Origin of the sequence: Pseudoalteromonas sp. A757 (assembly GCF_004103285.1) — a bacterium.
Classification (GTDB): domain Bacteria; phylum Pseudomonadota; class Gammaproteobacteria; order Enterobacterales; family Alteromonadaceae; genus Pseudoalteromonas; species Pseudoalteromonas galatheae.
On the sequence record NZ_QNQN01000072.1, the window covers coordinates 256,780 to 280,256 of the forward strand.

General features: G+C 43.3%; 16 protein-coding genes. 9 read left to right on the forward strand and 7 right to left on the reverse strand.

Annotation, left to right across the window (positions count from 1 at the left end):
- Nucleotides 1-11: 11 nt before the first annotated feature.
- The gene (locus DRB05_RS16795) at nucleotides 12-1,136 is read right to left on the reverse strand and encodes a 4-phosphoerythronate dehydrogenase (RefSeq protein ID WP_128727940.1); all 1,125 of its coding nucleotides are present in this window, start codon (nucleotides 1,134-1,136) and stop codon (nucleotides 12-14) included.
- Nucleotides 1,137-1,219: 83 nt separating this feature from the next.
- Nucleotides 1,220-1,540, reverse strand: a complete 321-nt coding sequence (locus DRB05_RS16800; protein ID WP_128727941.1) for a DUF6419 family natural product biosynthesis protein — start codon at nucleotides 1,538-1,540, stop codon at nucleotides 1,220-1,222.
- Nucleotides 1,541-2,072: 532 nt separating this feature from the next.
- Here DRB05_RS16800 and fadE point away from each other — a divergent pair.
- Complete coding sequence (gene fadE / locus DRB05_RS16805) at nucleotides 2,073-4,526, forward strand: acyl-CoA dehydrogenase FadE (RefSeq protein WP_128727942.1); 2,454 nt, start codon at nucleotides 2,073-2,075, stop codon at nucleotides 4,524-4,526.
- 283 nt (nucleotides 4,527-4,809) lie between these two features.
- Here fadE and DRB05_RS16810 read toward each other — a convergent pair whose 3' ends face one another.
- Nucleotides 4,810-7,068 carry a DUF5916 domain-containing protein gene (locus DRB05_RS16810; RefSeq protein WP_128727943.1) on the reverse strand — a complete coding sequence of 753 codons (2,259 nt, stop codon included), beginning with the start codon at nucleotides 7,066-7,068 and terminating at the stop codon, nucleotides 4,810-4,812.
- A gap of 150 nt (nucleotides 7,069-7,218) precedes the next feature.
- On the opposite strand from DRB05_RS16810, the gene DRB05_RS16815 reads away from it, so the two are divergent.
- On the forward strand, nucleotides 7,219-9,225 hold the full coding sequence (locus tag DRB05_RS16815) for a winged helix-turn-helix domain-containing protein (RefSeq protein WP_240036263.1): 2,007 nt from the start codon (nucleotides 7,219-7,221) through the stop codon (nucleotides 9,223-9,225).
- A 9-nt stretch (nucleotides 9,226-9,234) separates the two neighbouring features.
- Here the strand turns inward: DRB05_RS16815 and DRB05_RS16820 are convergent, their stop codons facing one another.
- Both DRB05_RS16820 and DRB05_RS16825 read right to left on the reverse strand, forming a co-directional pair.
- The gene (locus DRB05_RS16820; RefSeq protein WP_128727945.1) at nucleotides 9,235-10,308 is read right to left on the reverse strand and encodes a DUF6136 family protein; all 1,074 of its coding nucleotides are present in this window, start codon (nucleotides 10,306-10,308) and stop codon (nucleotides 9,235-9,237) included.
- Between the two features lies 1 nt (nucleotide 10,309).
- Entirely contained in the window at nucleotides 10,310-10,903 is a 594-nt protein-coding gene (locus DRB05_RS16825) for an ATP-binding cassette domain-containing protein (protein WP_128727946.1), read from the reverse strand.
- A gap of 274 nt (nucleotides 10,904-11,177) precedes the next feature.
- Here DRB05_RS16825 and DRB05_RS16830 point away from each other — a divergent pair, with 274 nt between their 5' ends.
- Nucleotides 11,178-11,837: a hypothetical protein gene (locus DRB05_RS16830; protein ID WP_128727947.1), complete on the forward strand. Its 660-nt coding sequence runs from the start codon at nucleotides 11,178-11,180 to the stop codon at nucleotides 11,835-11,837.
- A gap of 545 nt (nucleotides 11,838-12,382) precedes the next feature.
- Here the strand turns inward: DRB05_RS16830 and DRB05_RS16835 are convergent.
- On the reverse strand, nucleotides 12,383-13,618 hold the full coding sequence (locus tag DRB05_RS16835) for an MFS transporter (RefSeq protein ID WP_128727948.1): 1,236 nt from the start codon (nucleotides 13,616-13,618) through the stop codon (nucleotides 12,383-12,385).
- A 169-nt stretch (nucleotides 13,619-13,787) separates the two neighbouring features.
- The gene (locus tag DRB05_RS16840; protein ID WP_128727949.1) at nucleotides 13,788-14,303 is read right to left on the reverse strand and encodes an acyloxyacyl hydrolase; all 516 of its coding nucleotides are present in this window, start codon (nucleotides 14,301-14,303) and stop codon (nucleotides 13,788-13,790) included.
- A 180-nt stretch (nucleotides 14,304-14,483) separates the two neighbouring features.
- On the opposite strand from DRB05_RS16840, the gene DRB05_RS16845 reads away from it, so the two are divergent.
- The 6 genes from DRB05_RS16845 (at nucleotide 14,484) to DRB05_RS16870 (ending at nucleotide 23,408) form a co-directional block, all read left to right on the forward strand.
- A complete protein-coding gene (locus tag DRB05_RS16845) occupies nucleotides 14,484-15,230 on the forward strand; it encodes a transporter substrate-binding domain-containing protein (RefSeq protein WP_128727950.1) in 747 nt (248 codons plus the stop codon).
- A gap of 75 nt (nucleotides 15,231-15,305) precedes the next feature.
- The gene (gene ygjK / locus DRB05_RS16850) at nucleotides 15,306-17,663 is read left to right on the forward strand and encodes an alpha-glucosidase (RefSeq protein ID WP_240036264.1); all 2,358 of its coding nucleotides are present in this window, start codon (nucleotides 15,306-15,308) and stop codon (nucleotides 17,661-17,663) included.
- 78 nt (nucleotides 17,664-17,741) lie between these two features.
- Nucleotides 17,742-18,944 (forward strand): iron-containing alcohol dehydrogenase, encoded by a 1,203-nt coding sequence (locus tag DRB05_RS16855; protein WP_128727951.1) that lies wholly within the window; start codon nucleotides 17,742-17,744, stop codon nucleotides 18,942-18,944.
- Nucleotides 18,945-19,150: 206 nt separating this feature from the next.
- On the forward strand, nucleotides 19,151-19,621 hold the full coding sequence (locus DRB05_RS16860; RefSeq protein ID WP_128727952.1) for a sigma-70 family RNA polymerase sigma factor: 471 nt from the start codon (nucleotides 19,151-19,153) through the stop codon (nucleotides 19,619-19,621).
- A 10-nt stretch (nucleotides 19,622-19,631) separates the two neighbouring features.
- Nucleotides 19,632-20,597, forward strand: coding sequence for a FecR domain-containing protein (locus tag DRB05_RS16865; protein WP_128727953.1), 966 nt, complete (start codon nucleotides 19,632-19,634; stop codon nucleotides 20,595-20,597).
- A gap of 84 nt (nucleotides 20,598-20,681) precedes the next feature.
- Complete coding sequence (locus tag DRB05_RS16870; RefSeq protein WP_128727954.1) at nucleotides 20,682-23,408, forward strand: TonB-dependent receptor; 2,727 nt, start codon at nucleotides 20,682-20,684, stop codon at nucleotides 23,406-23,408.
- Nucleotides 23,409-23,477: the final 69 nt, after the last annotated feature.

The window sequence follows — 23,477 nt, forward strand, 5'->3', positions numbered from 1 at the left end:
AACCACAGCACTTAACTCTTGTGCTCAGAAAAGCCAAGCTGGTAAAGCTTTTCACTGATTGGTGAGTCATTATTGACTGCAATTGTACTAAATTCTCGACGCACGGGATATGCTTTACGCAAGGTATCAAAGCCCAATGTGTTTAGCTGTTTTCTCATGATGCCATCATCACGGCGAATGTCATAAACAAGATGCGCTAAATTGATAATATCCTGCTCGTTGGCTGTGCTTTGCAACTGGCAGCCGGTGACACTTGGTTTAGGGAGAAAATCACTAATCGTTTTGCTGGCTGGTAAATCGAATTCCCGGCATACAGCTTCGTATAACATTTGCGTCCCTCGTGCCTTGCCTTCTAGCGTGTGGCCAGCAATATGTACAGATGCAAAGCGAGTATACTGCAGTAACGGTTGTAAAATATTCGGCTCATTTTCCCAAACGTCTAAGATCAGCTCAAGCGCTTGCCCACCCTCTACCGCATGCAAAAGCGCTTGATTATCGATAACATCTCCACGGCTTGCATTGACTATTACCGTACCCGGCTTTAATGCCGCTATCCGCGATGCATCAAGTAGATGAACCGTTTTATGCGGACCCTGCTTAACTAATGGAACGTGAAATGTCACAATATCCGCGCGAGCCAAAGCTTCATCTAACGCTACATGTGAATCCAATGTCCCCGCTTGCTGCCTTACGGGGTCACACAATAATATCGTAAGACCAAGCCCTTTAAGCTTTGATGCCAAACACGCGCCAATATTACCAACCCCAATGATGGCAATCGTTTTATCTTGAAGTGGCGTGGAGGTTTCTTGTGCATATGCAAGTAGAGCGCTTATCACATACTCGGCAACAGCTATCGCATTACAGCCTGGTGCGCTGCTGAACGAGATATTGGCGCTGGCCAGCAATGAGGTATCAATATGATCAATTCCGATTGTCGCAGTCCCAACAAACTTCAGTCTATCTGCTTGTGCTAACAGGGCCTTGTTGACCTTAGTAACTGAGCGAGTCAACAGAATATCGACATTTTTTAGCTCGTCAGGTTGAAGGCTACGGCCATCAAACCGAGTTACCTCACCAATTTCACGGAAGAATGACTCAACTAAGGGCATATTTTGATCAGCTAATATTCGCATGCGGGTTTCCTGTCACCTATTATCTCGAGTATTCAGGCGATAACGCATCGCCTGAGTCGAGTCTAACATGGCAAGGTAGGCGACTAATAATAAAACCTTTTATTTTGTGTCACCGCTTTATTGCAACCAAAGGCTATTGCAAAAAACATCACACAGCACACAAAAACGACCGCTCCTTTTAGACTTAACCAGCCACCTGAATCAAGTAAAGGGCAAAATGTCATGGCCAACACGTTAATACAGCACAGTAATAAAGCCCAACGGGTATAAGCACGATAGCCAAGCAACGCGGCAAACAAACTACTAAAAACATTAAAAAGTACCGCCTCAGGAAAGAGGTGGAAAGCAGATAACATAGCCGCAAAGGCCAAAGAAGTGATGATATAAAAAATACTCTGCTGCATTTTGTTTCTCCTTAACATGGACAGCAATATCAACCGCTACACTAGGTCGTGGCGGTAAATCCTAACTCACATAGCTACCAAGAAAATGGACTGCATTTGCTACTCCTTAGCAATTCTTAAAAGCACCATTTTGTCGCTATGCTTAACCCAATTGTAGAAACATTAACGTGTATTTCAATGCAAATCAGACATGAAGTTTTGGCAATTATAATGCACAGATAGCGAACTTCGCTGAAAGAAAATTCATGTGCATTTTCGCCACATTACACTACGTTCATTACACTTAAATATCGTTCAGTAATGAATAACGTTGAAAATTCTCTTAGGTTGTAGCTAGGGTGTAATCAATAACTTTTAAATTACTGGCATGAGAAGCATGACTCATTTAACACTCAGATTAAGTACAAAACGTAAATAATATGTCACAACAAGGCATCAACTAATTCGCATACAGGGTATGAAGACGCTTGAAATATCAGCGTTAACCAGCTAGTCTAACTGGGTGGTCAGACCTCTTATAAGGAAGAACAACATGACACTTATATTTGTTCTCGCGTTGTTAGCCTTGCTCAGCGCAGCAAGCTATCATCGCGCAAGCTGGAATACCGCTCTAGGTATTGCAGCAGTTACAATGCTAGTTGGCACCTTTGCTGGTGCATTTGGCATTATCTCTTGGTTAATTTTCTTAGCGATTGTTATTCCGCTTTCAGTAACGAACCTACGTCAGCAGTACATCGTGGCTCCGGCATTTAAAGCGTTCAAAAAAGTAACGCCGACGATGTCAGAAACCGAGAAGTCAGCGATTGATGCAGGTACTACTTGGTGGGAAGCCGACCTATTTTGTGGTAACCCAAACTGGGATAAACTTCATCAGTTTCCAAAGCCACGTTTGAGCGTTGAAGAGCAAGCGTTTTTGGATGGTCCGGTGGAAGAAGTGTGTGCCATGCTTAACGATTGGGAAGCAACACACGAACTGACGGACTTACCGCAAGACGTGTGGCAATACTTAAAAGACAACAAGTTCTTTGCGATGATCATCAAAAAGCAATACGGTGGTCTTGAGTTTTCAGCTTACGCGCAATCTTGTGTACTACAAAAGCTTACTAGTAAATCAACTTTACTATCGTCTATCGTGGGCGTACCTAACTCATTAGGCCCAGGTGAACTACTTCAGCACTACGGTACTGACGAGCAAAAAGAACATTACTTACCTCGTCTAGCCGTGGGTGATGAAATCCCTTGTTTTGCATTAACGTCACCGGAAGCGGGCTCTGATGCGTCATCTATCCCTGACTTTGGCGTGGTATGTAAAGGCGAATGGGAAGGTGAAGAAGTATTAGGTATTAGCCTAACTTGGAACAAACGCTATATTACTTTAGCACCTGTTGCGACTGTCCTTGGTCTGGCGTTTAAGATGCGCGACCCAGACGGTCTATTAGGCGATAAAGAAGAGTTAGGTATTACTTGTGCCCTTATTCCTACTAACACACCAGGTGTAAAAATTGGTCGTCGCCACTTCCCTCTAAATGTGCCATTCCAAAATGGTCCAACACAAGGTGAGAACGTGTTTGTACCACTCGATTTCATTATCGGTGGCGCAAAAATGGCAGGACAAGGCTGGCGCATGCTCGTAGAGTGTTTGTCGGTTGGTCGTGTTATTACGCTACCTTCAAACTCTGCCGGTGGTATTAAATCCCTTGCAGTTGCAAGTGGCGCATACAGTCGCATTCGCCGCCAGTTCAAACTTCCTATCGGTAAGATGGAAGGGATTGAAGAGGCACTAGCGAAACTGGGTGGCTATGCGTATAGCTCTGATGCTGCGGTGACTATGTCAACTGGCGCAGTAGATTTAGGTGAAAAACCTTCGGTTGTTTCTGCCATTTTGAAGTACCACTTAACCGAACAAATGCGTGCTTCAACCATCCATGCCATGGATATTCATGGTGGTAAAGGGATTTGTCTAGGACCAAATAACTACGTTGGCCGTGGTTACCAAGGTGCACCAATTGCAATTACGGTAGAAGGTGCAAACATCCTAACCCGTAACATGATCATCTACGGTCAAGGCGCTATTCGTTGCCATCCATTTGTACTGGCTGAACTTGAAGCTTGCTCTATCAAAGATAAACAAGAAGCACTTGATAGCTTCGATAAATCCTTGATGGGTCACATCGGTTTCACTATGTCGAACTTGGTAAGAACTAAGTGGTTAGCACTAACCGGTGCACGTTTCACCAAAGTACCATTTAACGATGAAACAGCGGTTAATTATCGTAATGCTGCCCGTTACAGTGCATCATTGGCATTAATGTCTGATATTTGTATGGCTGTATTTGGTGGCTCACTTAAGCGTAAAGAGCGTATATCTGCACGTTTAGGCGACTTATTAAGCTACCTATACTTGGTTTCAGCAACGCTTAAGCGCTATAACGATGAAGGTCGCCGTAAAGAAGACTTACCGTTTGTACAATGGTCTTGTCAAGAGCACCTATATCTTTGCCAACGTGCCCTTGCTGACTTAATTAACAACATGCCTTCTGCTGCATTACGTGGCCTGTTGAAAGTGGTCCTGTTCCCATTTGGTCGTCCAGTTCGTAAACCAACCGACAAAATGGAACACAAGCTTGCTCAGTTACTTCAAGTGCCTAGCGAAACGCGTGATCGTCTTGCAACACACATCTACTTAAAAGATGAGCCTCTGTGCTTGCTTGGTAAGCAAGAGCAAACGCTAAAAGACATTCTTGCCGTAGAGCCATTATTTGAAAAGGTATGCCGTGGTACTGGTAAAAAGTTACCGTTTATGCAGCTTGATAAAGTGGCAGCAATGGGGCTTGAAGCTGGCGTGCTAAGCGAAGACGAAGCAGCGAAATTGACTGCCGTTGAAGCAAAGCGTCTTGCCGTTATCAACGTTGATGACTTTGACCCTGAAGAGTTACTTGCTGGTAAAGCAAGAACCAAAGAGTCAGCTAAGGCAGACGCAGCATAACTATTTTTGTTTAGGTAGTGTTACCCATACTACCCTAGCAATTAGCGTGGATATAAAGGTCAGAATTTTCTGACCTTTTTTCTTGGCAGATTATACCAATTTGACTTAATACTTGCTCAATTTGAAGGAATAAATCTGACGCTAACAGCGTTAAAAATTTCTTATTTAGAACAACTAAATAACAAAATTTTTGCCTGGTTATCGACAAGATTTTCTCGCCTCAAAATAGACCACTTAATTAAGAAAATTGGTATTAGAGCCGGGGGAACACAGCTCTAGTGATTTAAAATAAATATCGCACCTTAAACGTCACTAAGTCTTGCACTGGCTGTTGCCATAAATCGGCAACACTACCAAACCAATCTCTGCGCCCGACCTGAGACTTTTCAAGTGTCGAAAAGTTTGCACCTCCTCGTTGATACACTAAAAAAATGTCTGAATATGCACCCATACGATAACGCAGTTTTATCTGGCTCGCTAAGCGCCTATCGTCAAAACTGGTATCACCATGAATCTCGCGAAGCTCACCGTTGGTAAGTTGATAAATCGTCTTACTTTGCGCTTCAAGTACCGTCCACTGTAGTGAACCACTGAGTTCAAGGTTGTCAGTGATCCGGCCATTAAATTCAAATTTATTGGAAAACTCATCTCTATCGTATTCACTCAAGCGGTTTTGCCCGTTTGCCATTAGCCAGCCATCACCGCTTCTAAAGAAATTACTCAACTTAAGGTTCCAGTTATAATGTGGCATCCACGTCAAATCCACGGCGTACTGCTGTGCTGAGCCTGATATTCCTTCTTGGTCAAGCTCTATACTTGCAGCCCAAGAAAAATCCCCCACATAAGGGCTTTGATAAAATACCCGAGACTCCGTACGACTTGGCATCTCAAACATCTCTGTGCCTCGCCCTAAATTATCTTGTTTACCGCTGGTGTAATAATCTAGGCCGAGATTGAGCTGACCACCATTTGCCAGCAAAAACTGCGCTAAATATGCTTGTCTGGCTGCTAAATCTGTTCCAGCATTGTTTTGCTCATGCCTCAGTGTGAGTGACTGCTTTAATCTGGTAAACCAGCTGTCTTTTGGGTGCATCGAGTATTCACCATAAAGCTCACTCACCTGCCAGTCGTTTCGTTTCATATAGCCGAGATCACGATTATCAAATTCGTCATCCACTGCAAAGTAGCGAGCAGCGAACTTTGTCTGTAACGACTGTTGATACTCCGCCTCTAGCGATACACCTTGACCTGTAACACGTTGCTTTTGTGTTTCTACCTCAGTTTGTAATAGCGCGCCTTTGAAAGACCAAGTATCACTACGATACTGACCATCAAGGGCATAACTCATGGCATCACGCTCAAGAAACGGTCTGTCTGTTTTGGTTGCAAGCACACCAGCCTGCCAATCTTGCGTGCGATAATTAGCTCTTGCTGCAAAAAACTGCTTACCGATATCATCCGAAAAGTCCGACTCAGACACAGCAAAAGTACCAAATTGTACCGACTTACCTTTATGTACAAATCGTAGCGCCGCATCTATGGGGGTGATTGCACGTGTACCATCATCACTTGATGCCCCTATACGACGGGTATGAATAAGCTTAGTGCTCTCAAGTGCAGCAACTTCAAACAGGCTGATATCTTGGGTGAAAAATGGACGTTTATCGGTGCGAAGCGTTTCCACGGCCGAATAATTCACATCAACATCATCGATATCCACTTGGCCAAAGTCGGGATTCACGGCAAGACTCACCTTCTGGTGATGAGAAGGCTTGTAGAATAAATCAAAACCAACATCGGACTGGTGCTGGCGCTCGGAAGGCGAAGTGCTTAAAGGTGCAAATTGAGCTTGATGCGCAAAATAAGGCACAAATGCCAATTGAGAATGTTCGGGAATGTGTGCTGCGATCTTTGGCATAGACAAAAAGAAGTCGTTATTTGCTGTTGTATCCTCATGGTTTGCATAGATAAAATTACTTTTAAGCTCATACAACTGTACCGAAACCCCAATATTTTTAAGCCCCAGCTCATCTCCCGGTTGAAACGATACAGTATGCCAAGGGATCAGTAATTCTGTGGTCCAATACGTATCGTCAATGTGATTGGCATAGTGCCAATCCCCATCCCAATCGTAATCCACGTTTAAACTCGGGGTTACAACACCATCTTGCGAGCCGCCACCTAATGTCACCGAGAATTGATATGCACTACTACCGTCACCTGAAAAGTCCACAACTACCCGATTGAAGTCAGCTTGCATAAAGCGGTCATGGATATTGAATTGTCGCTTACGCTCGGCTTTATGCTGAAAGTTTTTAATACCAATATAAACACCGTCGGCGGTTGCAAAGGCTTTTGCTGTAATTTTGTCATTGGCAGATGCCAAAGTTACAGGCACAACCTGAACAAATTGTTCAAAGTGTGTAGCAGAACCCCACTGCGCTTCATTTAACTTACCATCAATCACGATAGGTTCCGCAAGTACAGCTCCTGCCATCATGGGATAACTTAAACCAAGCCAAAACTTATTGCTTTTATTCATACATACTTTCCTCAGAGTTATGCCTGCTATTGCAACAAACTTTGCCGTAAAAAGTTCTTAACTTTTTCTGAAGAAAGCTGACTTAACCTTTATAAACATTGACTTAATCTTAAGAAACGCTAACGTTATAGGAACAATTGGCTTTGATTATTGAAATTGGTACTCAGCGTGCAGGCACAGGAAGTAGAGATGGTTTGTTTTGGACATTGGCAGTTTGATCTCCAGCAAGACTGCCTAACACATAGGCAAAGCCAAGAAACCGTAAAACTTGAGCCACAAATGGCAAGGTTACTCGCACTTTTTATTGAGCATCATAACGAAGTACTAGAGAAATATTGGCTTACTGAGAAGCTATGGCAACACGCGGTTGTCGAACCTAATAGCCTTTATCAGCTACTGACTAAACTGCGAAAAGTGCTTGGGGATGACCCTAAAAATCCGATTTATATCAAAACTATCCCCAAACGGGGTTATCGCTTTATCGCGCCACTTACAAGCCATGATAAGGTGTCTCAGCATACGATAAAACCCGTAAAAACGATAACCAAGTCCCGTTTTTTCTCTTTTAGCGCCGTCGTTATGGCAGTGTTATGCTTTGGCGCAATCGCCTTTTTTAATCAAACACCGACTGAAAAAACTCAATCACGCTACGAAACCTCGAGCCTTAGCCATGATCTAGGCCTTGAATTTGACGTTGATGCACACCAAAGCCAAGATCTCATCGCCTACATTAAAGATTTTACTCACCTTGTGATTGCCAACAAGCAAGGCTATCAGTTAAATGCACACCATTTCGACTCTCGTATTAGCTTTCCAAGTTGGAGCCCCGACTCAGATAAGCTAGCATTCTGGCAATATCAAGGCAGTGGCTGTCAACTTCATGTGATGACTGCTGCGGGGCAATTTTTCCACAGTTCTCAAATTATTCCCTGCCAGGTTGGTACTAAACCTGTTTGGAAAAATGATAAGGAACTTATTTTAACGTTCGGCCAATACAATGCCAAAGCAGCGCACCTTTACAGGCTAGAGTCCCATCAAATGGTCAAACTGCCACTCGCTTTGGCAGCCAATGAGCAGTTAAAAATGGCAATTCGAGGTTGGGGAGGCAAAACCTATTACTTAGTGCAAGATAAACAGAGGCTGGCAAGACTTCAAACACTCGATGGCACGGTTCATATAGAATGGCCTGTCCCTGTGACTTCCGTGGCATTTGATATTTATCATCAAGCCGTGATTGCGAGTCAATATGGCAGCTTGTCACGGCACTTTCGAGACGGTGACATTCACGCTATAAAAGAAACGGAGATTGGCCTTTATACAAGCTTTTCGAGCGATCAACATGGGGATATTTTTGCCGCATTAGAAAGCTTCCAAGTTAATATTAAAGACCGAGACAACCTCCCCTTATTTTCAAGCTCAAGCATCGATTACCTGCCACTGACCAACAGCTTGGGGGAAACCGCATTTATGTCTAGGCGCAGCGGCGTATGCGAGGTGTATCTTTATCGCGATGATAAAATCAGCCAGCTTTCTTTTCATCAGGGGCATGAGTACGTTGGCTTTTTAGTATGGAGTCCAGAGCTAAACTATTTGGCCTCAAACCGTGATAACAATTTAGTGATATACGACCGAAAACGCCCACTCACCCAGTTCGACTCTCAGCTGAGTCAGCCTGTCAAAAGCATGGGCTGGATTGATGAACAGACACTATGGGCTTATGACGGCGAAACTTTAAATCAATACAGTTTGTCTGGGGCGCTTATCAGCAGCCATCAAAGCGCAGCGAATTTTGTCTTTTATCACCCCAAAAGACAAACTTGGTTTGTGCTACAACAAACCCTACTGCTTGAGTACGAGACGCTCTTCGAAAGCGACTCAGAAGCAATAAATAAATACTCGCTAAGTCAAAAACAAACTAATCAATTTAGTAACTTAAGAATTCGTGACAACGACATCTATTGGCAATCGGCTTGGTCAAAAGAGGATTACATCTGGCAACTCACATTGATGCCAGAGCAACAGCCTACACTTAAAAAAGTAGGCCACCTGATCTGGCACTACGATATCGACGCCCTTGGCAATCTGCTCATCGCGAAAATGGAGAGTATCGAAGGCGATATCAAGAAACTGACTCGCCTACCTGAAGCTGCAAATTAGCAGTTGGTATTACCAAAGCACAAACGCTGTATAGCTCAGTACTAAAGTACTGAGCCAAGTCATGGCTAAATGTTGTGGACCTTTTAATGCACTTAACACCAAAAGTGGCAAAAATGCATAGGGTAACAGGCTCACAACAGTCAGTCCCAATAACATATAGACAGGCACTGAAAAACAGACGGCAGCCGTCAGCACAATAGTCCAGATACTCCGCTTTGCTGGTTGCAGCTTATCTATACTTAACCAATATGCAGCACGATCGTAGATTTCAGGCTTGAGATCAATTGCAAGACTCGACCACCATAAAAGATTTAGAGTCACCAGTCCCGGAACATAATTTGCTTTTAGATCAGGTCGCTCTGTGCTTAAGACCGCACCAAACCATACCACCAACACGCTCATCACAATACGCCATAGCAGCACAAAGTAGTGATTGTAAGCAAAGCTCAACCAAAACGTCGTCAATCCTTTAACCATTACCGATAACGTCACTTTACGTGGTAGCACCGCAGCACAGCCGAACGCTATTAAGTTTACAGTAACCAAATACCAAGTGATTTCGATAACAGCAAAACTGATAATTGCCGTTATCAATAATCCAATACTGGTCCCCAAAGGCCGATAGACAAAGCAAAGGGCAACGAAGAATTGCGTCACCGCAAAAAGCAGTAATTGCCACGCTTGTGTGATTTTCTCAATTCCAATTGAATAGCATAGAATTAGCGTCATCAATAATAAAGGGTGAACAACAAGTACCGACAATCCATCTGCCACTTTTTGATGGATGGCACGATGCAGGATCGTGTGGTGGTAACTTCTGTGCGCTTTATCCAAAACCGCATCTCGAAACACAAATAGAATAAAGCTTTGCGCCGCAAGTAACCCCCATGCAATTTGTACCTGCGCCACTGGACTATCACTTTCAACTATTTTACCTATACCCATAAATAGTATTGCGATAAAGCCTAGCAGATAGATTTGAAACAGCGCAGCTATCATCAAGCCAAATTGTTGAAGTTGCTGGCCTATCGCCTGCAGCGACAAAGTAAGTGACGTTTTTCTGTAGTTGTAGTAATAAAACATTTTAACCACCCAGCTTCGGTGCTAAAGGAACAGAATGAAACCCGACTTGTAAAAATGGTTCGGGCTCATGACTTGTCATCAGCACCATACCTGCGTAGTTTTGCGTCAACTCAACGATATACTCGCAACCTGCCGCGTCCAAAGCCGCAGTGGGCTCATCAAGCAATAAATAAGGGGGGTTACGCATCAAAGCATTAATAAGCTGAAGCTTCTTTTTGTTACCAGAGGAGAGATCCGCGTAGCGCGTCGTTAAAAAGGCTTCAAACTGGAAGTCGTTTACAAGCTGAGAAGGAAAATCACATTGCCATGCGGTTGATGTGAGAGTTAATAGCTCTTTTGCACGCAAAAAAGCAGGAAAGGGAATGTTGTCTGACGCAAGTGCAACAAGTGTTTGGCGCTTATCGATTTTTTTACCTTGTAATAGAATATCGCCATTGAACGCATCATCAAGCCCAGCAATCATACACAGTAAGGTGGTTTTCCCTACGCCATTCGGTGCCGCTAAACAAATCCTATCATGGTCAAACTGTTGTGAATAGTTGTCAAACAGCACTTCTTTAGAGAAACTTTTACTTAAAGATTTTATCGTTATCATTTTGCTCTACAACTATAAATCCAACTAGAGATTTATGTTTAAAAATGTAATTGTCATAAAGCTTAAACTATTACAAAAGCCAATATTTATCACCTAGTTAGAACGGAAAACCTTGGCAAATACACGCCTTATTTTGTAACAAAGCCTTACACACTACAATTTCTAACACCTTTTAAACACCATAAAGTAACTCTACGTTTCTCAATCCGATATTCTTGCTCCGAAATCGCTAAGAGAAAGCCCACATTCTAAATATTGATAAAGGAGATCACCCATGAATTTTCGTTTACTGACTGCTGCTACACTCTCATTTTTAGCCATTGCTTGCTCATCAGAAGATCTTGAAACCGCAAATTTCGGGTCAGATATCGCCAAGAATAAATATAACTTAGTCAACGCCACCGATTATGAAATTGCTTTTCACTTGGCAAACACTGAAGTGGATGGCGATAAACGCAACGTTTCCGACGATAAATACCATGTAAAAACCCTAATATCGGGCTCTGAGCCAAGTAAAGTCACCCACGAGCATAACGTAAATAGAACTATCAGCTTTTATGCAAAGTCGGTGAACAAAGTGGGGATGGACGAACAAGAAGAAGTGAAAATAAGCTATGATCAGGACTATCACTTTGTTGTAATGCAAAATAGCAATGACACCCTAGATATCAAAGTTGTTAAAGCATCTAAAAACAACCACGACAATAAATTTACTGTGCGCGTGCTCGCTTCCAAAACAATGACTCTCACTATAAACGGCGCTGACATTGAGTTTAAAAGAGGTGAAGTGAGCGGCTGGTATCAAGTGGAAAACTGCAATGAAGATATCATGATGGGTGACGAAGTTATTAGTCTTTGTAATGCTTCATTTGACCGCTCATATTTACTCGTAGTGGGCGAAACGGGTTTAATGAGTACAGTTTTAGAATATTAATCATCTACAACAGAGTGGCGGGCTTACCCCACTCTTTTACATTTCAGGCGAATCTGGCTTTGACTAAGTCGGGTCTATTTGATTGTTGCTCTCCAGAGCGGAGTTTAACCGCGATGCATGATTGACATTTCTACCGTGTTGCCTAACAGGAAGCTGGAGTAAGGTGACTTTGCTGGAGCACAAAGTCTTTAGCGTCTGACTTACATAGCATAACTATGCTAACAGGCTTTACCTTATATAAATAACCTGAGCTGCGAATAATTAATGCCTTTCTAGCAGCTAGTTTTAGCGCTAACTGCGTTGAATTCACTTCCAATAGCCAGCTATTGGTGCGTAAATTCGCCTTGCCTACAGGATGTAGGTACCTCAGCGAGAGCAGGACGCGGAAGCGGTGTTATCCCTAAAACTCTCTGGCTAGACAAGGAAAAAACTAAGTTTTGCTTTAGCAACAATGAGTTGGAATATTCCTTATCCAAACCTCAGGTTAAATAGCAATCAAACGACTGTAAAAAGCAAACTTGAAAGCTAACCAGACCCTAATAGTGTTATAGAATTTCGGCAGCAGCCTTAGGTCTCAGCTCAGCAATGCGATAAAACCCAAGCGCGGTGATAGATACTAGGGTCATGATGATAAACAGCATCATGCCGGAGTAAAAATCTAATATAAGTCCACCTAAAATGGGTGCTAATGCATACCCTAATGAACACAAGCCAGCAGCACCAAAATAGCTAGCTTTCAGGTTATCTGGTGCCAACCTGTCAATATAGACATTGATGTTAGTAAACATAATCGCTTCGCTCAAACTCAACACCATCATCGCTGCAATCCATCCCCAGATATTTTGCACATCATTTAAGGCCATCATGACTTGTGAAATGATCAATATCACGCCACCCGCATAGAGCCTATTTTCAATACGCCAATTACGCATCAGATGTAGTAATGGAAACTGACAAACGATGATCACACTAGAATTTGCGATAATTAAGCTAGAAATTAACCAAGCCAGATCTGGGACCTCTGCACGTGTCAAATACTGCACTAAGCTAGAGTCGCATTGCGCATAGACTAAATAAACTAAGGTTGTAGCGATTAGTACTATTAAAAAGACTTTATCTTTTCGCAAGATCCCCAGCCATTTTGCAAACTTCGGTACCGACTGAGCGGCAGACTGCAAAGCGAAAGTCTGCACTTCACTCATTTTAGGTCTAAAGTAAAGCAATGCGAGCAACAAACCAATATACGAAATGCCAGTGTAAATAAAACTAAACTGCTCACCATTGAGCCCTGCCCATAAACCGTATAATGGCCCTAAAGCAGCTCCCACATTCACGAGGAAATAGAGTAAATGCAATGCAAGCTCTCTGTCTTTCGCGTCAGCAAGCTCTTCTGTAAGTAATGCTTTACTGGGCGCATCCCAGAGCGTTCTGGGTAGACAAGCTAAGAACACAGAGGTTGCAAACAACCACAACGACTCGGCCACCGCCAACAGTGAAAATGAAATCACACCAACAAACACCGCCGTATAGAGCATTTTGGTGCGACCGAAACGGTCTGCGAGATTCCCCGTATAAAACCCCAAAAATACTGCGAAAGTTGCTGAAACCGTCAGCAATAAACCGACCTCTGTTGCACTCAGCCCATAATTTTCGTAAAGAATAACAGCTAAAAATGGCCATACCATATAGTAACTAGCACGGACGAAAAAGTTACCAACAAGCATTACCCAAACTAAAGGTGTAAAGCGCTTTAACCGCTCGATTGCAGAGCTATTCTCCATTGATGTTCCTTAATTATTATTGATTTACGCAGAACCCTAATTCCTAAACCTTAGTTTAGGTCAAGCGTTTAACTGCATTCTATTATCTTGGATACTGGAACTCTATAAAGAAAAAATTTCATCCTTGAAATCACAAAGGGAGATAAAACTAACTCAATGCAATTAAGCGTTAAAACCGCTTAACGTAGAACACATTAAAAAAATCAAGACCGGGGTTGTGGTCGCTCAAACCAGCATTAGAATAATGCAGATATCGGATTCCAACTTTAGTACTGGGGTTCAAATTAACACTAAGTCCAATACGGTCTTCAAACTGATAGTGAACACCAATGTCTTTACCTGCAAATCGGGTATCACTGACGTAGGTCATGCCAATCCCGAACTCAAAATTTACTGGTTTTCCAGCAAACTCGGTCAGTGGAACACTGAGTACGGGTGACAAGGCGATCGCGAATGTCGTATCTGAGCGTGTTGGGTTGCCGTATTCCCAATAATTGGTGCTGAGCTCAAAATAAACATAAGTGCTTTCACCAAAGCCATAATCCGCTAATTTATAACACAAAGGGCGATACCCAAGCCTCAGCCCCTTTACATCACCTTCGCCTACCACATAATCAACCGCAACTTCATTAGCATGTGAGTAAGTAGACGCAAACAGCATAAGTAATAATAAAACTAATCGCATAACGACTCCTCTACGGTAAAAGTCATTCTACGCCGTTATTTAATTCTTAAAAGACACCAAAGAACCACATAATAATTGCCACTAAAGCACCAATTTAGAGTTTTAATCGGTACATTAATTTAACTAAAACCAATAACAAATTATGAGTTATACTATTAAAAACGATCTTGAGAATGTGGTATGCAGTATTTAATTGGGAGCGTTATAGGGTTATCTAGTATCTTCAGTGTCTTAGCCGCAACGCCAGCAAAAGTAGATATCTATACCGAGCATTTTCCCCCTTACCAAATAGAGCAAAAGAATGGCTCCATCACAGGGCTTGCGACCGACATCGTGCGCTTAATTATGTGGGAGGCAGAACTAGGCTATCAGATCTATATGGTACCATGGACTCGCGCTAAGGCTTTTTCAGAAAAGTCCCCTTATTCGTTGCTGTACTCTATCGCCAGAACAGAGCAGCGTGAAGAAAATCATGTGTGGATTGCACCGCTTTGCCAGCTAAAGATCGCATTTTATAAACGCGCGGATATTGCAAATGAGCAAGCATGGGAAATATGGAGAATTAAACAGTATGTTGTCGCGGTTGCGGCCGATCAACTTTCCGAGAATTATTTAAAAGCACATGGCTTTGTCGCCGATAAAAACATATTGTCAATAACCAACTTAGATCGAGCTGGCGAATTACTCGAAAGAGGCAGAATTGACTTTATTTTTGGCGCTGAAAGTTTCGTCGATCAGATGGCTGCTAGAATGGGTGTCACCGAGCAGTGGGACAAAGTGCTAGATATCCCAGAGTTAAGTAAAACCCTTTATTTAACCGCCAATTCCAACGCTCCTACAGAATATATAAATCGCTTACGTGCTGCCGCTGAACGAGTACAAATGCAACGCAAAAAGGTTGATGTCGGCTGCCACATTGACGAGTAATGCATCGTTTGCTACTGAACTTTATGCGTTGCTATGATAGCATTTAAAAAATTGTATACTTTATTCAAAATAAAAATGAAAGTTCTCACAGGAATGTTATTACTCATGCTCTTTGTAGCATGCAAAGCGCACGCGAACCCCAAAATCATCAACACAATTTCACGTTTTGGTCACCCTCAAGTGATGAAGCCCGCAGACAAGTTTGGTCATAGCCCATATTCTCCACTTTTTGATAACGGCGCATGGCATGGTCACTTACTTCCTGATAGCGCTGCACAATTCGGTGGCTTCACAGGTAACGCGATTATCACCGAAGAGTATTTAACGTATTTATTTGAGCGTATTGAGCGCCTACAGGTTTTTCATGATGATACCAAATTGCAATTTGATGCAACGCAATACAGCCTGCCTGGAGAGCTGGTGCAAACGCTCAGACATGAGCTCGCGACGGTGACGATCCGCTTACGCTTTGTAAGTGAGCGTGTTTCTCTTATTCAAACCACTATTCATACAGAGCAACGACTTACTTTAAAATTGGATGGCAAATTACTCCACCAGCTTAATGAACAACAAGCACTGGACCAACAATACCCTAAGCTCGCACCAACCATGATTGCCAGCGAAAGTGGGATCAGTACCACTTTTGGTCGTGTTCGCGATCCGTGGGCGCTTCTGACCTCTGGTAGCAACGAGTACTCAATTACCCGCACAATCCCTTTCAAAAATGTGGTAGAAAACAACCGTTATTATAGCGAGACGCAAACCTCTGGTGATCTGCAGTTTTATACCGCAATAAGCTATGTCCACAATCAACAAGAGCGCATAAAAACAGCAAAGGCCGTTGCCAAAATACTCTCATCCCCAGTTACGTATTGGCAGCGCTCTATAGCTCGCTGGACGGGTTATTTAGCACGCTATCAAACCTTACCACGAGATAAACAAACATTGGCGATAAAAGCCGTTGAAACCCTCATTGGTAACTGGCGATCTCCTGCAGGGGCAATCGCGTTTGATACCGTATCGCCTTCGGTCACTGCTCGCTGGTTTTCCGGCAATTTAACTTGGCCTTGGGACAGCTGGAAACAAGCATCAGCATTGAGACTATTTGCACCTAATTTAGCCAAGGCCAACATTGATGCCGTATTTTCCTATCAAATAGCAGCGAACGATCCTGTAAGACCCCAAGATAAAGGCTTATTACCCGATTTAATTGGTTATAACCTGCCACCAGAACGCGGTGGCGATGGCGGTAATTGGAGCGAACGGAATTCAAAACCCTCGCTGGCCGCTTGGGCGGTGTTGAATACCTACCATGCCAGCAAAGACAAAGCTTGGCTTGCACAAATTTATCCTAAACTTGTCGCCTATCGTGATTGGTGGCTGCGCAACCGTGATCACAACCAAAATGGTATTCCTGAATTTGGTGCAACCATAGATAAACACCATAATAATCAAGCGGGTGAGTTGTTATTCTATCTACATGAAGGAAAGCAAAAGTATGCCCGCTTTGGGCTAAAAGCCTATCGCGATGCGCAAACACAAGGTAAACAGATAAGTATTCCCGCACAGACCGCAGCGTCATGGGAGTCTGGAAGAGACGATGCTGCTAACTTTGGTTTTATCTCACCACAGCAGCTTGGGATCTATGTGAAACAAGGTGGTGATGCTAGAGACTGGCAAGTCGAGTTTGCCAGCAATAAGGACGCCCAAGGCCAACTGCTAGGTTACTCTTTGATGCAAGAATCTGTTGACGGGGCCAGTTATTTTTATTCTGACACCAAAAACTTGAGTACCATCGCCAATATCTTGGCTAAGCCACAGGAAGCCAAAGCCTTTTCAGCACAAGCAAAGCAGATCGCCGATTATATTAACCGCTGCATGTTCGACGATAACAGCGGATACTACTACGACATTCGCATTGCCGCATCACCGCTTGAAAATGGCTGTGCAGGGAAACCAATCATTGAGCGTGGTCGCGGCCCGGAGGGTTGGGCTCCGCTCTTTAATCAAGTAGCAACAGCGTATCATGCTAAACGCGTCTCTGAAGTAATGCTCAGCCCCAGTGAATTCAACACCTATATTCCTCTGGGATCTGCATCCCAGACCAACCCTGCATTTGGCGCAAACATCTATTGGCGTGGTCGTGTCTGGCTTGACCAATTGTATTTTGGCTTGATGGGACTACGCTATTATGGTTATGAAACTGAAGCGAACACTTTGCTTGATCGATTTATGCAAAATGCGGATGGTCTGATGAAAAACGCGCCTATTCGTGAAAACTACAACCCACTCACCGGTGAACAACAAGGCGCACCGAACTTCTCATGGAGCGCAGCTCATATTTTGCTGATGATAGAAGCATTTGAGATGGGCAAGCCCAAAAGGCCAATTAAAGAAGAAAAGCCAGTTTCGCAACAGATCACCACAAATTAGCCGAAAATTTGCTAGCAATCCAGTGATGATCCGTCTACATTTTTTAAATCATATAAAAAACAAATTAGACGGATCGCAATGAGTTGGTTTTACCGTATTTACCATTTTGCCCTAAAGTGCATTGTTATTTTTATCGGGATCCCGAACCCCAAATTACATCAGGGAAAAACGGGGTTGTTGGACGCCATTAAGGCGCTGGGGTTAAAAAGTGGAGATAACGTCTTAGTTGTGACCGACCAAGTGCTCCTCAAACTCAACTTGCATCAGATTGTGGAAAACGCACTACGTGAGTCAGAATTAGTTACGCATTATTACGCAGATGTTTTACCCAACCCAACCATAACAAACGTCGAAGATGGTCTAAAGGTCTACCAACAGCATCAATGTAAAGCAATTATCGCACTTGGTGGTGGCTCGGTACTCGACACAGGCAAGTTAATCGGTGCTCGGGCTGTCAAGCCGAACAAACCGGTGACTAAGCTCAAAGGGTTGTTTAAAGTCTTAAAGCGTCTACCGCCGAATATCGCGATCCCAACAACAGCGGGAACCGGCTCGGAGACCACCGTTGCTGCCGTCGTTAACGATCCTAGCAATCACGCCAAATATGCCGCGACTGATTTTTGTTTAGTGCCGCACCATGCCGTGTTATTACCGGAATTAACCACAAGTATGCCCGCACATATCACCGCAACTACGGCAATTGATGCACTAACCCACGCCATAGAGGCACTACTGAGTATTAACTGTCTTGAATTTAGCAGAGGCCGTGCTCTTGAAGCCTGTAGAGCCATCTTTGAATATTTACCCAAAGCACAACAAGATCCACAGAATTTAGAAGCGAGGGCGCAACTACTACTCGCTTCCCATTACGCAGGACAAGCTTTTACCAGAACCTCCGTCGGCTACGTACATGCAATCTCACACCAATTGAGCGCTCAATATGGTACGCCGCACGGACTTGCTAATGCGGTGTTACTCATACCCGTGCTAACCTGGTATGGCGAGCGCATTAACCAGCAACTCGCACTCATTGCCAGATACTGTGCTTTAACCTCATTAGACTACCCCATCGAACGCCAAGCGGATGACCTGTTGGAGCACATTAAGCGCTTATTACTTGATCTACAGATCCAAACCACGCTCGCCGAAGTACTCCCTGACGATGCGGCGCTACTCGCAGAACTAGCGCTAAAAGAAGCACATCCAGATTATCCAGTGCCCCATTTTATGGATCCCAGTGCCTGCCAACGTATTATAAAAGGTATCGCTCCTACGCCTTAGTAGGCACTCCGTTTAGTGATTGGATTCAAGGGATTAAAATAAAGCCAAGCTTTTCAAAACTTTGCAATCGATTCTTAAGTAAAAACACTAAAAATATAAAATTTATTAACGAGCAGTTCAAACCAAAAAAACGCAAATAAAAATAATTCTCAATAACAAAAATTAATGCTAGTATGCGCGACTTTTGAAAAGCATACTGGTGTATTTTGGAACGTTATTACTCAGAAGTATTAAGTTATATCGCTCGTTCAGTGGGGTGCAAAGATAAGGCTCAAAATATAGTTCAAGAGGCGTATACCCGAATATTAAGCTATAAAAGCAGCAATCCAAAGCAGGATAACACGCAAGAGCGCGCGCTGTTTTTTAAAGCCGCGAAAAACATTGTGATTGATCAATATCGAAAAAATCAGGCTATTGCTGAGCCCGACGACTTCGAATTAGTCGCGCCAAGTTATTATGAGCCCGAGGCTAAGCTCGCAAGTCAACAACAACTGGCATTACTTAATCGAAGTATCGACTCTTTGCCTCAAAAAACCAAGCAAGCATTTGTGCTCTATAAATTTAAAAACTTAAGCCAACCACAAATAGCAGAGCAAATGGGAATATCTATCAGCATGGTTGAAAAACACTTGGCAACGGCCATGCTTGCTTGCCGTAACGCATTACAAAAACAATAAGAGAATCGCAATGGACCGTCATAATGTATCAGTACAACAGCAAGTAAACCAATGGCTAGAACTCGAAAGGCAAGGGCTAAACAAAGCGCAGCAGCAAGCGCTCAATCGCTGGCTTGGTGAGAGCCGTGCACACCAAACAGCCTATCAAGAAAGTAAGCAGGTGGAGCAACTGTTATCGCAATTTTCAGGGCAAGAAATTGCACAATTAGAGCGCCCTGCTACACACTCGAAGCTTAAATCAAAGACAACTCAGCGGTACTTCGCCATGGCCGCATGCTTTGCATTTTTTGCATTGAGTTTCTTTGGCTATCAAACTTGGTTCTTTCAAATAAACGAAGACACCTTTCACGCCAGCTACCAGTCAATAAGAGGCGAATTACGCAATATCTCACTGCCCGACCAATCTCGACTGACCTTAGATGCCAAAACTTCCCTCGCTATTGATTTTGATGGCGACCGGCGCAGTAATAAGCTACTCAGTGGTCGCGTGCTGTTTGACGTTGCCAGTGATAAAAGCCGACCATTTGTCATCAGTGCCGGCAGCACAAAAATTACCGTACTAGGTACCCGCTTTTCCGTTGATAAAAAAGCCAATAGCGTTCGTGTTATGGTAGATCATGGTCGTGTACACGTGCAAAACCAAAATCAGCAAATAGCGCTGACAAAAGGTCAAATGGCGGTTGTGGATAGTGACGGCATTGTCAAGACTGAGTTTGATCCAAACCTCAATCTCGTCGATGCGTTTAAGCAAGGACGACTCGTGTTCGACAATGCGCCACTTAACGAAGCATTTGAGGAATTTAAACGACACCATGCGATAAGTTACACCTTAACCGCTCAATCAACTGAGCAATTAGTTATTTCGGGTACCTTTTTAGCATCAGAACTAGAAAGCTTTTTAAACTTACTTCCACACGTTCTCCCTGTAGAAGTTAAAGAGTATAACAATCATATAGTTATAGTTGATTCTCAATGACAAGATAAAAATATTCAAGTTTTTATTGAGGAGTTCTCATTCTCATTCGTTTTCATCTTAGGTAATTTATTTGGACGCATAACAATGAGAACCCGCTCTGTTTTAAACACAAGACTCTCCCCCTTAGCATTTGCACTCGGGCTTAGCCTGAGCCTGCCTGCAGCCGCGCAGAGTCAAGTTGCTATATATCAATTTAATCTTATGAAGCAACCTATTAGCCATACCTTAACGCAGGTAGCTGAGGCTGCGAGTATGAATCTAATTGCCGATGCGAAACTATTAAATGGTCTGCAGGCTCCTGCACTTAAAGGTGAAATCAGTTTAACCGAGGCACTAGAGCGCACACTAAAAGGTAGCCAGTTAACGGCAAGTATTATCGACAATAACATTGTTATTAAAGCGGCGATTAACGGGTCAGCGCCAGCAAAAAGCAAAACCAAAAACACTCAAACTAAAAAACACAACCGGGCAAAAGATCCACAAGATAATATTGAAGTCATCACTGTCAAAGGCGATAAACTCAATCTTAATCGTGAACAGATTGCTCGAACCAAAGGTTTATCTAACTCAGATATCTTCTCAACGTTTTCTGGTGTAGAGGCAAACAATATTCGAAACGAAGCTGGCGCACTTGATATTGGTATTCGTGGTGTGCAAGGCGAAGGTCGAGTGCCGATTTTCATCGACGGAAGTTTACAATCAACGCACACAAACCGAGGTTATATGGGTTCGTCGGATAGAACCTATATCGACTCAAACTTGATAAGCTCGGTGAATGTCGAAAAAGGCGCATCGACCAAAGCCTCACCCTTTGGGTCTGGGGCAATCGGCGGAACAGTCAATATCCGAACATTAGGCACGCATGATATTCTTCAAGATGGTCAGAGTCTCGGCGCTTTGGTTAAAGTAAATACGCACAACAACAATAGAACACCTGAAGTACCTGAAAGCTTTGGTCTGCAAAGTTATTACGAAATCAGCAACCATAATGACACTCTCGACTTTGCAGGCGGCGGGTTTACGCTAGCAACAGCTTATCAACAAGATAACTTACAAGCGGTACTCGCTTTTAGTAAGAAAAAGGTTGGTAACTACTTTGCTGGTAAAAATGGCTTTAACGACTTTGTTGAAGCCAAGGAGTACGTGCGTTGGGTACCTTCAACTGAACACGAAGGACAATATGACGAAATAACAGTAGTCGACCTTATCCCACCTCCGGTCAATCAAAATGGCGAAGTCGTCAATACAAGCTTTGAAAGCGACTCATACCTAGCAAAACTAACTTATGCGTTTACGGACGAACAATCATTAGAGGTGAATACACGCTACCATAAGCAAGAAGCGGGAGAAATGCTGGCCACCTACTGGTACAAACAACGAGCCGGTGACACCAAGTTTTGGAAGGTGATTGATGAAAATGGCCAGGAACAATGGATGTCCGAAGAAATTCCAGAAGGTGTAGAAACCATGCCGCAGTGGGCTCCGGGCTCTGCTTTGGTAAACAGTGCCAGTGCGTTGTACCGTTTCTTACCGAGTGATAACCCATTAGTCGATCTTAGTGTTAACGTCTGGCGTACCAGCGCGAGGTTACAGCAATATAATGCACTTGGTAGCAACCTAGGAGCAAATGCGGGGCAATACTTTCACCGTTATAATAATAAGCGTCATGGGATAAGTGCATTCAATACCTCTGCATTATCGCTGGCCAGTACACCAATTACTTTGACCTATGGTCTATCTTGGCAGGTTGAAAAATTAAGCCCACATAAAGACTGGAGAGACAATTTTAATCGAGACTGGTACCCTGCTGACTTCAATTTAAAGGCGACTTCGCGACACGGCAAGCAAACAAAACGTGCGTTATTTGCCAATGCCAATATCGATCTTGCGCCTGTAGAGCTTGCACTGAACGTAAACCTTCATGACTCAGTAAACGAGGACTATCAAACAGACGAAAAACTTACATTTGATGCCAAAGCGGATGTAACCGTACAAGTAAATTATCAACTGCTTGATAATACAGTTATTAAAGCCAAATATAGCAACGCATATCGTATGCCAAACCTGTACGAAACAACGGTTTCCAATGAGGTATTTTCTTACTCTAGTGACTATCCGATCACCCCTGAAAAAACGAAATCGTATGATATTGGCTTTGAAAGTGACTTTAGCAACTTACTCAGTCACGGAGATAAGCTAATTATCTCGGCGGAATACTTCTACACCAATATTGAAAGTATGTTGGCTACCGGCTTTTTGCCTAAACCCGACGCACCTTCATGGGATCAAAAATTCACTTTTACCAACTATGATAAGTTTGAACTGCCCGGTACAGAGTTTGGCCTTCATTACCAAAGCGACTTATTTTACAGCAGGTTATCTTACACAAAGTACAACGGCGTCAAAATGTGCTCACGCTTAATGGCTGAGGCTGCAGGTGTAGATACTTGTAATGCGAGCGGGTTTGCAGGAAGTTTAACACCACTTCGTATACCACCAGAAAAAAGCTATATCGCTACGCTTGGTATGACACTCTTCAACGACACAATTGATACAGGTTTTACCTACAAAAAACACTCCGAGAAACATCATCCGGGTGGTTTTTTGTCAGGGACAGGCGTAACCGCACTTGAGTATATTCCAGCAGGCTATCAGCTTGATTTTTACTTTGATTATATCTTTAGCGACAGCATCAAGGGCAACCTAGCGGTCACCAATTTAACCGATCAATATAAGGTTTCAACCGGCTCAATCGTTGCGATGCCTGAACCGGGGCAGACTATTTCGATTGGTTTAGAAATCAAACTTTAATAAACACTTAAGCGCTGTACTTTTGCTTAAAGACAGCGCTATATTTCAGTTACATCACTTTGGAGCACC